The following is a 12,576-nucleotide window of genomic DNA, read 5'->3' as shown; positions in this document are numbered from 1 at the left end:
ACGGGGACCAGACGGCAGAGACGCTGAACCATGGGCCGATAGAGTGGCTTTGGGATCAGTCGGAGGTGCGCGTGGCACAACAGGAACGCGGGATCGCCACACGAGAGGCGATTGTTCTCGGTGGGGCGAAGGTGTTTGCGCGCCTGCACTACTCGACCGCTCGCGTCGCCGATATCCTAGAAGCCGCATCCGTCACGCAGGGTGGTTTCTACTTTCATTTCCGCAGGGGCAAGATCGAGGTGGCGGAGGAGATCATCCGCCGCCAGGACCAGGGCTTCATCCTCCTCCGGGATTCGATTCTGGAGTCGGGCGACGACGGCCTCGCTTCACTGCTCACGCTGTCCCGGTCCCTCGCGAGAGCAGTGCAGCACGATCCAACGGCGCAAGCAGGCCTGCGTCTCGTCGCACACGCCTCATCTGAATTCCCCGGCGTTGCGAAGTTGCCGGATCCAGTCTGGCTCGACGCGATAGCGTTGTTTCTCGAACAGGCACGAGCTGAAGGCAATCTTCGCGCCGAGGTCGATATCCCGACTGCCGCTCGAGCCGTCGTCTATATGTTCACCGGCGCGCAGACGAGCTCGTTCGTCTCGAACGGTTGGCGACACCTGGAGGCGAGCCTCGAGGCGACACATTGGTTCTCCATGCAAGCGCTCGCCACGCCGGAGTACCTGGCGACCACGAAGAACGCCCTCTAGTGCTTCGCCCGCAGGCATGCATGCGAAACAGCCGCACCGACATCGCCCTGACGCCTCGCTTGTTGCGGCTTTTCCGGCAGCCAGCCCGTTCGAGCAGGCCGCGCAGGGCGGCAGCTCCGACGCCGACCGCGACGCCGAGGAAGGCTTCGTGGAGACTGAACCCGAAGTCTGTGCCAACCCGACCTCGTATGGCCGCCGGGCACTTCCTGCGCGGCGAGGGGCCACCGAATGACCCCATCGAGGCCTCAGATCCGCGGAATCACGCGGGCATGTTCGGAGCGACACGTTGTGCTGGAAACTGCGGCGACACTTACGTGGGAAACCCGCTGATCCAGGGGGCCTGCGGCGATATTTCGCGGGCGCGTTCACAGACGTGAAGGGCGCCGCTGCCGTCCCCGAGCCCGTCGACGTCCCGCTGGGCGGCGGGTCGATCCGCCTGGGCCAGTTCCTCAAGTTCGCGGGGATCCTCTCGGGCGGCGAGGCCAAGGAGGCGGTCGCCGAGGGGATGGTGACCGTCAATGGCGAAGTGGATCTGCGCCGCGGGCGCCAGCTCGTCGTCGGCGACGTCGTCGGGTTCGACCGGAACCGCTTCCGCGTCTGCGAGTGAGCGCGGCCGCGCCTCGGCGGGTGCGATCGGCCGAGACGCCGCGGAACGGATGAGACGCCGCTCAGAGGCGGGCGCGTCGGCGTGTTGAGTGGTGGCTCGGCGCACACTGGCTCCTGGACATCCCGGGACGACAGGAGACGCGCGTGCAGCTCGGCATTCACTTCATGAACTTCACTCTGCCTGGGGGGAGCGCGCAGATCGCGCCGATCCTCGGAGCGACCGCGCAGACGGCCGAGGACGTCGGCTGCGCCTGGTTCACGCTGATGGACCACTACTTCCAGATGGAGCACTTCGCGACGAGCGAGGATCCGATGCTCGAGGGCTACACCTCGCTCGGCTTCGTCGCCGGCCGGACGGAGCGGATGCGGCTGGGTCTCCTCGTCACCGGCGTGACGTACCGCCATCCGGGACTGCTCGCGAAGATCGTCACCACCCTCGACGTGCTCTCCGCCGGACGCGCGATGCTCGGCATCGGGGCCGCCTGGTACGAGCGCGAGCACCTCGGGCTCGGCGTGCCGTACCCGCCGCTGAAGGAGCGGTTCGAGCGGCTGGAGGAGACGCTGCGGATCTGCCGTCAGATGTGGAGCGACGACGACGGGCCGTTCGAGGGGACGCACTACCGGCTCGCCGAGACGCTGAACCACCCGGCGCCGATCCAGCAGCCCGGCCCGCCCATCCTCATCGGCGGCGGCGGCGAGAGGAAGACGCTGCGGCTGGTCGCGCAGTACGGCGACGCCTGCAACCTGTTCGGCACCGGCGCGGACGACGTGGCGCACAAGCTCGACGTGCTGAAGCGGCACTGCGACGACCTCGGGCGCGACTACGCGACGATCACGAAGACCATCACCGGGGGCGGCGATCCGATCGGCGACCCCGACGGCTTCGTCCGCGCGATGGAGGAGTACGCGGCGCTGGGGATCGACCACGTGCAGCTGGCCCCGGCCGGGGCGGATCCGGAGGGGTACGTCGCCCGGCTGGGCGAGGGCGTGATCGAGCGGGTGGCGGCTCTCGGCTGAGGGCTCCCGGGCAGCCGCGCGGCACTCCGACCGGTTCGGGTGCCGCGGGCGTCACCGCTGATCCGCTCCGCCGGCCGGGTCCGCCGTCACCGGCGCGAGGACTCCGGTGGCGAGGATGTCCCGGGTCGGGGGACGTCGTCGGCGGATCCTGCCCCCCGTCAGGGTCGCGGCATAGACGCGGGCGAGGAGCGCGACCTACGGTTCGAGCCTCCCACCTCGGGTTGTTGAGCTCACGCTGACGCGGGCAGATCGCTGGCCTCGTGCCGCACGTGTCCTCTCGCACCTCGCTCCGCCGTCATCGGCAGAACCGCAGAAGAGGGGCGATCGGGACGGGTGTCGTCCTCGCCGTCGTCGGCGCCGCGCTCTTCGCCGGCGTCTCGGCGCAGGCGGCCACGGCTCCGGACCTCGGCACGGCGGAGGACTACTCGGTCCTGGCCGCGTCGACCGTGACGAACACGGGGTCGAGCGTCCTGGACCAGAGCGTCGGGGTCAGCCCGCTGACCGCCGTCACCGGGTTCCCGCCCGGACGGACGGACGGAGTGATCCACCGCGGAGACGCGGAGGCGGCTCAGGCCCAGGCCGACGTGGGCAAGGCCTACGGACAGCTCGCCTCGCAGGCGACGACCGCGCAGATCGGCGCCGAGATCGGCGGCAGCACGCTGAAGCCCGGGGTCTACACCGCGGCCGGACCGGTCGGAGTGACGGGGACGCTCACGCTCGACGCCGAGGGCGTCAACGAGGCGGTCTTCGTGATCCGCGCCGCGTCGACGCTGACGACGGCCTCGTCGAGCACGGTGGCCCTGATCAACGGAGCGCAGGCCTGCAACGTCTACTGGCAGATCGGCAGCTCCGCGACGCTCGGCACCGACTCGGACTTCGTGGGCTCCGTGCTCGCCTCGGCCTCGATCACGGTGACGACGGGCGTCTCCGTCGAGGGCCGCGCACTGGCCCGCACGGGAGCGGTCACGCTCGACTCCAACGACTTCACCGAGCCGGGCTGCGAGCCCTCCGACGGCGGACCGTCGCCGACGGCTACGCCGACCATCACGCCGACCGTGACGCCGACCGTGACCCCGACGGTGACGCCGACCGTGACGCCGACCGTGACCCCGACGGTCACGCCGACCGTGACGCCGACCGTGACCCCGACGGTCACGCCGACCGTGACGCCGACCGTGACCCCGACGGTCACGCCCGCCGTGACGCCGACGGTCACGCCGACAGTCACGCCGACCGTGACCCCCACGGTCACGCCGACCGTGACGCCCACGGTCACGCCGACGGTGACCCCGACCATCACTCCGACCGTGACCCCGACGGTGACCCCCACCGTCACGCCGACCGTGACCCCCACCGTCACGCCGACCGTGACGCCGACGGTCACACCCACTGTCACGCCGACCGTGACTCCCACCGTCACCCCGACGGTGACTCCCACCGTCGTGCCGACGGTGACTCCGACGATCGCGCCCACCGTGGCTCCGACGGTCACGCCGACGACCACGCCGACGGCGACCCCGACCGTGGCTCCGACGGCGACCCCCACCCCCACGCCGACCGCGACGCCCACGGCCTCGCCCACTCCGACCGCGACCACAGCGCCGCGACCGGCGCCCTCCCACGCCGCGGTCGTTCCCGTGTCCGGGTCGAACGGTCCCCGCGGTCCGGCTCTCGCCTCGACCGGAGTGGACGCCGCAGCGACGGCGACCGCCGGAGTGCTGGGCCTGCTCGCCCTGCTCGGCGGCGGTCTGATGCTCCTCACCCTCCGACGCCGCGGTGAACGCACCGGGAGCTGATCCCGGCTGATCACCGGCAGCTGATCACCGCCAGGCCGTGCGCCGGACTCCCGAGGGGTCCGGCGCACGTCTGCGCCCACGATCGCGCTCCGCCCGTCCCTCCGGTGTCCTCGCCGATGCGCGCTGGCCCGCTCGTGCGTCGAGACGCCGCTCCGAGCGTCGGGACACCGCTGAGCAGGCGGTGTCCTCCGCGTTCTCGCGGAGGGCGGGGGCGTCAGCCGGAGGACTCGCGCGGCACGAAGCGGACGGGCATGGCCTGCACGCCCGCGGTCGGACGTCCGTGGATCGCGTTCGAGAGCTCCTCCGCGGCGGCGCGGCCGAGCGTGTCGAGCATCATGTCGATGCTCGAGAGCGGCGGGCGGGCGGCCTCGACGAGGAGGTCCCAGTTGTCGAAGCCGACGACGGCCACGTCCTGCGGCACCCGCCGGCCGGTCTCGCGCAGGTGGTCGAGGGTGCCGCGGGCGATCTGGTCGCTCGCGCAGATGATCGCGTCGAGGTCCGGATGCGCGCGCAGCAGCGTCTCTGCGCACTGGCGGCCCCAGCTCTCGGACCACTGCCCGAAGAGGACGCCGCCGCCGACCAGCGGGAGCCCCGCCTCCGTCAGCGCCTGCTCGACGCCCCGGGCGCGGTCGTGCGCGGCGGTGTAGCTCGGCTCGCCGTTGACGAGGGCGATCCTCGTCCGTCCGCGCTCGATCAGGTGGCGGGCGGCGAGGACGCCGGCCTGCACGTTGTCGGGCGTGAAGGAGGAGTCGCGCGGATCCTCCGAGGGCGCATAGGCGTAGACGACCGGCACCGGGATGGTGCGGGTGATCGAAGGGCGCGGGTTCGTCGTCCGGCCGAGCACCACGATCCCGTCGACGCGCTTGGCGAGCAGGTTCTTGATGTGGTGCTGCTCGCGGATCGAGTCGCCGCGGGCGTCGCAGAGGAGCACCGACGTCGATCCGGCGCCGAACGCGTCCTCGGCGCCGAGCAGCACGGGGAGCACGAAACGGTTGTCGAGGTCGTTCGTGAGCATCCCGATAGTGCCCGTGCGCCGGGAGTTGAGGGCCTGCGCGAACGGGTTCGGGGTGAAGGAGAGGGCCTCGGCGGCGTCCAGCACGCGCTGGCGGGTCTCGGCGCGCACCTGGTCGCGGCCGTTGAGCGCCTTGGAGGCTGTGGCGATCGAGACGCCGGCGGCGGCCGCCACGTCGGTGAGCGTGATGGTGCCGGTGGGCTTGCGTGGTGGCACCGCGCCTCCGTTCCGGGCCCGGCGGGCCGCCGCGTCGATCCTCGCACGACTCCGGCGAAAAACCGAAAAGACCGAAAAGGTCGCATCTCTTGACGCGCTGACCGCCCCTGCTTAGGTTTACCCGACAGAAAGTAGTTTCGGCCCGGCGTAGACGATCGGGACGACTGCCGAGGAATCCATCAACGACGAAGGGATCATCCGTGAAGACGAGGAAGCACGCTCGGGGCCTCGCCGCCGCCGTCCTGCTGGGGACGGCCGCCGCCGCACTGACCGGCTGCGCGAGCGGCTCCGGGGGAGACTCCGGCTCCGCCGCGGGAGGCAGCTACACGTTCTGGGACCCGTACCCCCAGTTCGACGAGTCGTCCGACTGGGCGAAGCTCATCGACTCCTGCGGGACCGAGGCCGGCGTCACCGTCGAGCGCACCGGCTACGACACCACCGACCTGACCAACAAGGCGCTGCTCGCCGGCCAGCAGGGCAACTCGCCCGACCTCCTGCTCGTCGACAACCCCGTGGTCTCGACGCTCGCGGAGTCGGGCATCCTGACCACGACCGCCGAGTCCGGGCTCTCCACCGACGGGATCGACGCGAACATCCTCGCGGCCGGCCAGACCGGCAGCGACACCTTCGGCGTGCCGATCGGCGCCAACACGCTCGCGCTGTACTACAACAAGGCCGTGCTCGAGAAGGCCGGCGTGGACGCCGCCTCCATCACCGACTGGGCCGGGCTGACCGACGCGCTCGAGAAGGTCACCGCCTCCGGCGGCAAGGGCATCACGTTCTCCGGCATCGGCACGGAGGAGGGGACCTTCCAGTTCCTGCCGTGGTTCTGGGGCTCCGGCGCCGAGCTGACCGACCTCGACTCGCCCGCCGCGGTCGACGCCGTCTCGCTCTGGAGCGACTGGCTGGAGAAGGGCTACGCGCCCAACTCCGTGATCGGCAACACGCAGACCACGAGCTGGCAGGAGTTCGAGACCGGCGAGTACGCGTTCGGCGAGAACGGCACCTGGCAGCTGGCCAACGCGAAGGCCTCGGGCATCGACTACGGCGTCCTGACCATCCCGTCGAAGGACGGCGGAGCGGCCCCCGCACCGACCGGAGGCGAGTTCCTCACCCTCCCGGTGCAGTCGGACACGGCGCGCTACGAGACCTCGAAGAAGATCGCCGAGTGCCTGACCTCGACGGAGAGCCTGGTCACGACCGACAACACGCTCTCGTACATCGCGCCGACGGCCGAGGCGCAGCAGGAGCAGGTCGCCGGCAACGCCGACCTCGAGCCGTGGGTCACCGCCGTGCAGGCCGCGAAGGGCCGCACCTCGGACGACCTCGGCACGAAGTACCCGAAGATCTCGGAGCAGCTGTGGGGCGCGGTGCAGACCGTGCTCAGCGGCTCGCAGTCTCCCGAGGACGCCCTGAAGGCCGCCCAGTCGGCCGCCGAATCCGCCACGAAGTAGGACGACCGGGGGCTCCCGCTCCCCGAACGAGGTCCCTCCGGCCGGTGCTCCGCGCACCGGCCGGAGGGACGGGAGAGACCATGACCACTGCCACCGAGACCGCCCGCCTCCTGCGGCGCGGCACCGAGCCGCCGGCCCCGCCCGCCCCGGCCGCCGAGAGCCGTCGGCGCCGCCGGCGCCCCGAGGGCGGCCGCCTGGTCGCGTGGGCGTTCCTCGCCCCGCTCGTCGCCTACCTGCTCGTCTTCTACGCGTTCCCGCTCTACCGCAACCTCGAGCTGAGCCTGAAGGACTACACGGTCCGCTCGTTCGTGCAGGGGAACGCGCCCTTCGTCTGGTTCGACAACTACGTCCAGGTGTTCCAGGACGCGACCTTCGGCCCGGCGCTGCTGCACACGGCGGTCTTCACCGGCGTCTCGCTCCTCTTCCAGTTCACGCTGGGGCTGGCGCTCGCCGTGTTCTTCTACCGCCGCTTCCCGCTCGCGAGCACGCTCCGGGCGCTGTTCCTGGTGCCGTGGCTCCTGCCGCTGATCGTCTCGGCCTCGACCTGGTCGTGGATGCTCAACAGCGACTCCGGCATCGTGAACGCGTTCCTGGAGTCGTTCGGGATCGGCCAGATCAACTGGCTCACCTCGCCGACCACCTCGCTGATCGCGGTCCTGATCGCGAACATCTGGATCGGCATCCCGTTCAACCTGGTGATCCTCTACTCCGGCCTGCAGAACATCTCGCAGGACCTCTACGAGGCGGCCTCGCTCGACGGCGCGACCGGCGCCCAGCAGTTCTGGCGGATCACGCTGCCGCTGCTGCGGCCGGTGTCGGCGATCACGATCCTGCTCGGCCTCGTCTACACGCTGAAGGTGTTCGACATCATCTGGATCATGACGAAGGGCGGCCCCGCCGACTCCTCGACCACGCTCGCCACCTGGACGTACCAGCTCGGCTTCGGCTCGATGCTGCCCGATTTCGGACCGGCCGCGGCCGTCGGCAACCTGCTGATCATCCTGGCCCTCGTCTTCGGTCTCGTGTACATCCGGGTCCAGCGGAAGCAGGCCGACTCGTGACCGCCCGACGCCCCTGGTACCTGACGGTGGTCGGGATCGCCCTCACGGCGGTCATGCTGTTCCCCGTCTACTGGATGATCAACGTCTCCCTCACTCCGACCGGCTCGATGCGGAAGGATCCGCCGGACTGGTTCCCGTTCTCGCCCACGTTCACCGGCTACCAGGCGGTGCTGAGCGAGCAGCTGCCCTACCTGGGCACCAGCCTCGTCGTCGGCCTCGGCACGGTGCTGCTGACCGTGGCGATCGCCGCTCCCGCCGCCTACTCGCTGGCGAAGCTGCGGCCCCGCGGCGGGCAGGCGCTCTCGTTCGTGCTGCTGATCGCGCAGATGATCCCGGCGATCATCATGGCGATGGGCTTCTACGCCATCTACCTCAACCTGGGGCTGCTCAACTCGATCCCGGGCCTGATCGTGGCCGACTCCACCATCGCGGTGCCGTTCGGCGTGCTGATCTTCACGGCCTTCATGTCGGGGATCCCCGACGAGCTCACCCAGGCGGCGCGGATGGACGGAGCGAGCGCCTGGCGCACCTTCACCTCGGTGATCATGCCGATCAGCCGCAACTCCGTCGTCACCGTCTCGCTGTTCGCGTTCCTCTGGGCCTGGTCGGACTTCATCTTCGCCTCGACGCTCGACAGCGGCGGGAAGCTCCAGCCGATCACCCTCGGCATCTACAAGTACATCGGCAACAACAACCAGGAGTGGAACTCGATCATGGCGACCGCCGTGGTCGCCTCGCTCCCGGCCGCCGTCCTCCTCGTCGTCGCCCAGCGGTACGTCTCGGCGGGAGTCACCGCCGGCGCCGTCAAGGACTGACCCGTCCCTCCAAGGAGACACCGTGACCCTCACCGCCCCCACCGCCACCGCCCTCGGCGGCCCGGTCGCCCCCTCGCGGAGCGTGCTCCGGCCGCTGCGCCAGGACGAGATCCTCCTCACCGGCGGCTTCTGGAAGCACTACCAGGACCTCAACTCCTCCGCCGTCATCGAGCACTGCCGCTCGTGGATCGAGCGCGTCGGCTGGGCCGGCAACTTCGACCGCGCGGCCGACGGCTCGATCTCGTCCGCCGAGGGCGGCGACGCGCACGCGGGCATCGAGTTCGTGGACTCCGAGGTCTACAAGCTCCTCGAGGCCATGGCCTGGGAGCTCGGCCGGAGCGACGACGCCGGGCTGCAGGAGCGGTACGACGACCTCGTCGCGCGGGTCGCCTCCGCCCAGGACCCGGACGGGTACCTGCACACGAGCTTCGGCCGGCCCGGCCAGCGTGCGCGCTACTCCGACCTGGAGTGGGGCCACGAGCTGTACAGCTTCGGGCACCTGATCCAGGCCGCCGTGGCGCGGCTGCGCACCGGGCACGACGACCTCCTGCCGCAGGTCGCCCGGCGCCTCGCCGACCACGTGCACCGCGAGTTCGGGCCCGAGGGGAGGGTCGCCGTGTGCGGCCACCCCGAGATCGAGCCGGCGCTCGCCGAGCTGGCGCGGGCGACGGGGGAGGAGCGCTACCTCGAGCTGGCCCGCCTCTTCGTGGAGCGGCGCGGGACGGGGACGCTGAAGCCGATCGCGTTCGGCGCCGAGTACTTCCAGGACGACGTGCCCGTGCGCGACGCGGAGGTGCTGCGCGGCCACGCGGTGCGGGCCCTCTACCTCGCCTCCGGGGCTCTCGATGTCGCGGTCGAGACCGGCGACGCCGAGCTGGAGGAGGCGGTCCGCCGCCAGTGGGAGGCGACCGTCGAGCGGCGCACCTACGTCACGGGCGGGATGGGCTCGCACCACCAGGACGAGGCGTTCGGCGCCGACTACGAGCTGCCGCCGGATCGCGCCTATGCCGAGACCTGCGCGGCGATCGGCTCCACGATGCTCAGCTGGCGGCTCCTGCTCGGCTCGAACGAGCACCGCTACGCGGACCTGATGGAGCGGACGCTGCTGAACGCGGTGCTCCCCGCCACCCGCGACGACGGCCGCGCCTTCTTCTACACGAACACGCTGCAGCAGCGCGCCGACGGAGTGGCGCCGGACGAGTCGCGCGAGACCGACCGCGCGCAGTCCAGCCTCCGCGCGCCCTGGTTCTGGGTCTCGTGCTGCCCGACCAACACCGCCCGCACCCTCGCGAGCGTCGAGCTCGGCTTCGCGACCGCCACCGACGACGGGGTGCAGCTCCACCAGTACGGCGCGTACGAGGTGCGCACCGGAGGCGTCGCGCTGCGCGTCGAGACGGAGTACCCGGCAGACGGCGAGATCGTCGTGCGGATCCTCGAGGACGCGGAGTTCGCGCTGACGCTGCGGGTGCCGCCGTTCGCGCGGGGCTCGGCGCTGCTCGACGGCGAGCCGGTCTCGACGCCGACCGTCACCGTCCGCCGGGCGTTCTCCGCCGGCGACACCGTGCGGCTCTCGCTGCCGATGACGGCCCGCTTCGTCGCCCCGCACCCCCGGATCGACGCGGTGCGCGGCCAGGTCGCCCTCGAGCGCGGGCCGTTCGTGCTCGCGATCGAGTCGCTCGACCTGCCCGAGGGCCTGGACACCGAGCACATCGCGGTCGACGCCTCGGTGCCGCCCGTCGTGACGGCGGAGGGAGCGCGCGTGTCCCTCGTGGCGCGGGAGGCGGCTCCCGGCTGGCCCTACGGCTCCGTGCCGGTGGAGGAGGGGCGCCGCTTCGAGGCGGAGTTCCGGCCGTACCACCGCTGGGCGAACCGCGGGCCGTCGACGATGCGGATCTGGACGCCGACGGCCTGACCAGGCGGCGCTCGCGAGAACGCAGAAGTCGTCGCACTCGTGTGTGAGTGCGACGACTTCTGCATAGTGGCTGCCGTTGCGGCGCCTCCGCTCAGATCCAGCCGCGCTCACGGGCCTCGATCACCGCGCGCTGGCGGGTGTCGACGTCGAGCTTGCGGAGGATCGACGAGACGTGGTTGCGGACGGTGCCGGAGGAGAGGTGCAGCGCCGCGCCGATCTCGCCGATCGTCTCGCCGCGGGAGCCGGCGCTGAGCACGTCGAGCTCGCGGTCGGTCAGCGGGCTGCGCGTGCTCGCCAGGGCGTCGGCGGCGATCTCCGGATCGACGTAGCGGCGTCCGCTCGCGACCTGGCGGATCACCTCGGCGACGTCCTCGACCCGGCGCGACTTCGGCAGGAAGCCGCTGACGCCCGCTCCGAGCGCTCGCCGCAGGACCCCCGGCCGCGCGTGCCGGGTGACGACCACGACCCGCGTCGCCGAGACCCGGCGCAGCCGCTCCGCCGCCTCGATCCCGTCGAGCCCGGGCATCTCGACGTCGAACAGGCACACGTCGGGCTGCAGGCGCAGCGCCTCCGCGACCGCCTGCTCGCCGTCGCGGCACTCGCCCACGATCTCGAGGTCCTCCTCGAGGCGGAGGAGCGCGGCCAGCGCCGTGCGGATCATGTCCTCGTCGTCGGCGATCAGCACCCGGATCACGAGTCGCTCCCCACCGGCAGGCGCGCGTCCAGCTCGAAGGAGCGGCGGACCGCCCCGGCGCGCAGCGTCCCGCCCGCGCGCTCGACCCGCTCCGCCATGCCGAGGACGCCCGAGCCGGTCCCGTCCGCCTCCTCCGCGTCCGGTGCCAGGTCGTTCACCGCCTCGAACCGCCACTCGTCCCGCTCCCGCGCGAGCCGCAGCCGCGCGCTGGAGCCGCCGCCGTGCTTGAGGATGTTCGTCGTCGTCTCGCGGACCACCGGCCCGAGCGTCTCGGCCGGCGCGTGAGCCGCCGCCGGGTCGACCTCGAGCTCGACGCGGAGCCCGGCCGAGCGGAGCAGGTCGGCGGCGTTGGCCAGCTCGTCGGCGAGCGGGACGCTGCGGAAGCGCGTCGCCAGCTCGCGGGTGCCGGTGCGGGCGCCGTCGACCGAGCGCTGGGCGGCGCGCAGCTGCTCGAGAGCGGCCTCGGGGTCGCTGCCGAGGAGGCGCTCGGCGAGCTCGAGCTGCAGCGCGATGACCTGGAGGTGGTGGCCCTGGAGGTCGTGCACGTCGCCGGCGAGCAGCAGGCGCTCCTGCGCGGCGGCGAGCCGGCCCTCGGCGGCGCGCGCCCGGTCGAGCTCGCGGACGATGTCCCACCACCACAGCGCGCTGACGACCGTCAGGGGCAGCAGTGTCGCGAACAGCAGGAGGGTCGAGAGCGCGGCCGACGCGTCCGGCGCCGCGCGCGTCTGCTCGAGCACCGCCGCGACCGCGAGGACGATCGTGCAGAGCACCATCACCCGGAGCCGCACGCCGCTCTGCCAGGGCAGCACGGCGACCAGGGTCGCGGCGAGCGAGAGCCCGAGCGCGAGGCTCCCGGCGGCCGTGCCGGTGAGCGCGGCGGCCGCCACTCCGAGGCAGAAGACCAGGGTCGGCGCGGCCCGGAGGCGCACCGGGCCCTCGCGGTCGGCGCGCCGGTACGCGAGCGCGGTCGGCGAGAACACCGCGACCCAGGCGGCCGCGCCCAGGAAGTAGGCCGCCTTCCGCCACTCCTCGGCCTCGGCGCTCAGCACCGCCACGGACCAGACGGCCAGGACGACCACCACGAAGGAGGCGGCCGACGCGAGGGTGTACCACCAGGTCACGGCGACGCCGCGGCCTGCGCGCACGGGCGGATCCGCCTCGGTCGTGTTCACCATGCGGCCCAGGCTACGACCATGACACTTGTCACCCCTCGGGCCGTCGATCCTCCCGGGACGCGGTGATCCGGCGGCACTGCCGCAGCGGGTGCGGACACGGTCGGATGGAGGAGTCCCGAGAGC

Annotated in this window: 11 protein-coding genes; 8 read left to right on the top strand and 3 right to left on the bottom strand. The window is 71.9% G+C overall.

What is annotated here, in order from left to right; all coding sequences use genetic code 11:
* Positions 1–71: 71 nt before the first annotated feature.
* The 4 genes from C5C44_RS04495 to C5C44_RS17195 all read left to right on the top strand — a co-directional run bounded on the left by C5C44_RS04495 (position 72) and on the right by C5C44_RS17195 (position 4,114).
* Positions 72–695, top strand: a complete 624-nt coding sequence (locus C5C44_RS04495; protein WP_104335404.1) for a TetR family transcriptional regulator — start codon at positions 72–74, stop codon at positions 693–695.
* 373 nt (positions 696–1,068) lie between these two features.
* Entirely contained in the window at positions 1,069–1,302 is a 234-nt protein-coding gene (locus tag C5C44_RS04490) for an RNA-binding S4 domain-containing protein (RefSeq protein ID WP_104281893.1), read from the top strand.
* Positions 1,303–1,445: 143 nt separating this feature from the next.
* Positions 1,446–2,318 carry an LLM class F420-dependent oxidoreductase gene (locus C5C44_RS04485; RefSeq protein WP_258063468.1) on the top strand — a complete coding sequence of 291 codons (873 nt, stop codon included), beginning with the start codon at positions 1,446–1,448 and terminating at the stop codon, positions 2,316–2,318.
* Positions 2,319–2,587: 269 nt separating this feature from the next.
* Positions 2,588–4,114 (top strand): ice-binding family protein, encoded by a 1,527-nt coding sequence (locus C5C44_RS17195; RefSeq protein ID WP_219827828.1) that lies wholly within the window; start codon positions 2,588–2,590, stop codon positions 4,112–4,114.
* 214 nt (positions 4,115–4,328) lie between these two features.
* Here C5C44_RS17195 and C5C44_RS04475 read toward each other — a convergent pair whose 3' ends face one another.
* The gene (locus C5C44_RS04475) at positions 4,329–5,342 is read right to left on the bottom strand and encodes a LacI family DNA-binding transcriptional regulator (protein ID WP_104237753.1); all 1,014 of its coding nucleotides are present in this window, start codon (positions 5,340–5,342) and stop codon (positions 4,329–4,331) included.
* Between the two features lie 200 nt (positions 5,343–5,542).
* Between C5C44_RS04475 and C5C44_RS04470 the strand changes: the two genes are divergently transcribed.
* From C5C44_RS04470 to C5C44_RS04455, 4 genes are all read left to right on the top strand, one after another.
* Positions 5,543–6,796, top strand: coding sequence for an extracellular solute-binding protein (locus C5C44_RS04470; RefSeq protein WP_104266556.1), 1,254 nt, complete (start codon positions 5,543–5,545; stop codon positions 6,794–6,796).
* An 80-nt stretch (positions 6,797–6,876) separates the two neighbouring features.
* The gene (locus tag C5C44_RS04465) at positions 6,877–7,857 is read left to right on the top strand and encodes a carbohydrate ABC transporter permease (protein WP_104247032.1); all 981 of its coding nucleotides are present in this window, start codon (positions 6,877–6,879) and stop codon (positions 7,855–7,857) included.
* The gene (locus tag C5C44_RS04460; RefSeq protein WP_104222699.1) at positions 7,854–8,672 is read left to right on the top strand and encodes a carbohydrate ABC transporter permease; all 819 of its coding nucleotides are present in this window, start codon (positions 7,854–7,856) and stop codon (positions 8,670–8,672) included. The genes C5C44_RS04465 and C5C44_RS04460 overlap by 4 nt, the downstream gene beginning before the upstream one ends.
* Positions 8,673–8,694: 22 nt before the next feature.
* Positions 8,695–10,584 (top strand): glycoside hydrolase family 127 protein, encoded by a 1,890-nt coding sequence (locus C5C44_RS04455; RefSeq protein ID WP_104335402.1) that lies wholly within the window; start codon positions 8,695–8,697, stop codon positions 10,582–10,584.
* Between the two features lie 91 nt (positions 10,585–10,675).
* On the opposite strand, the gene C5C44_RS04450 is transcribed toward C5C44_RS04455, so the two are convergent.
* Together C5C44_RS04450 and C5C44_RS04445 are read right to left on the bottom strand one after the other, a co-directional pair.
* Positions 10,676–11,278, bottom strand: coding sequence for a response regulator transcription factor (locus tag C5C44_RS04450; RefSeq protein ID WP_104222701.1), 603 nt, complete (start codon positions 11,276–11,278; stop codon positions 10,676–10,678).
* Positions 11,275–12,453, bottom strand: coding sequence for a sensor histidine kinase (locus tag C5C44_RS04445; RefSeq protein WP_104268801.1), 1,179 nt, complete (start codon positions 12,451–12,453; stop codon positions 11,275–11,277). Before C5C44_RS04445 ends, C5C44_RS04450 begins: the two co-directional genes overlap by 4 nt.
* Positions 12,454–12,576: the final 123 nt, after the last annotated feature.

It is taken from the genome of Rathayibacter sp. AY1F6 (assembly GCF_002932035.1).
Classification (GTDB): Bacteria; Actinomycetota; Actinomycetes; order Actinomycetales; family Microbacteriaceae; genus Rathayibacter.
Note: the sequence above shows the minus strand (reverse complement) of the source record. Positions and strands in the feature narration are given on the sequence as shown.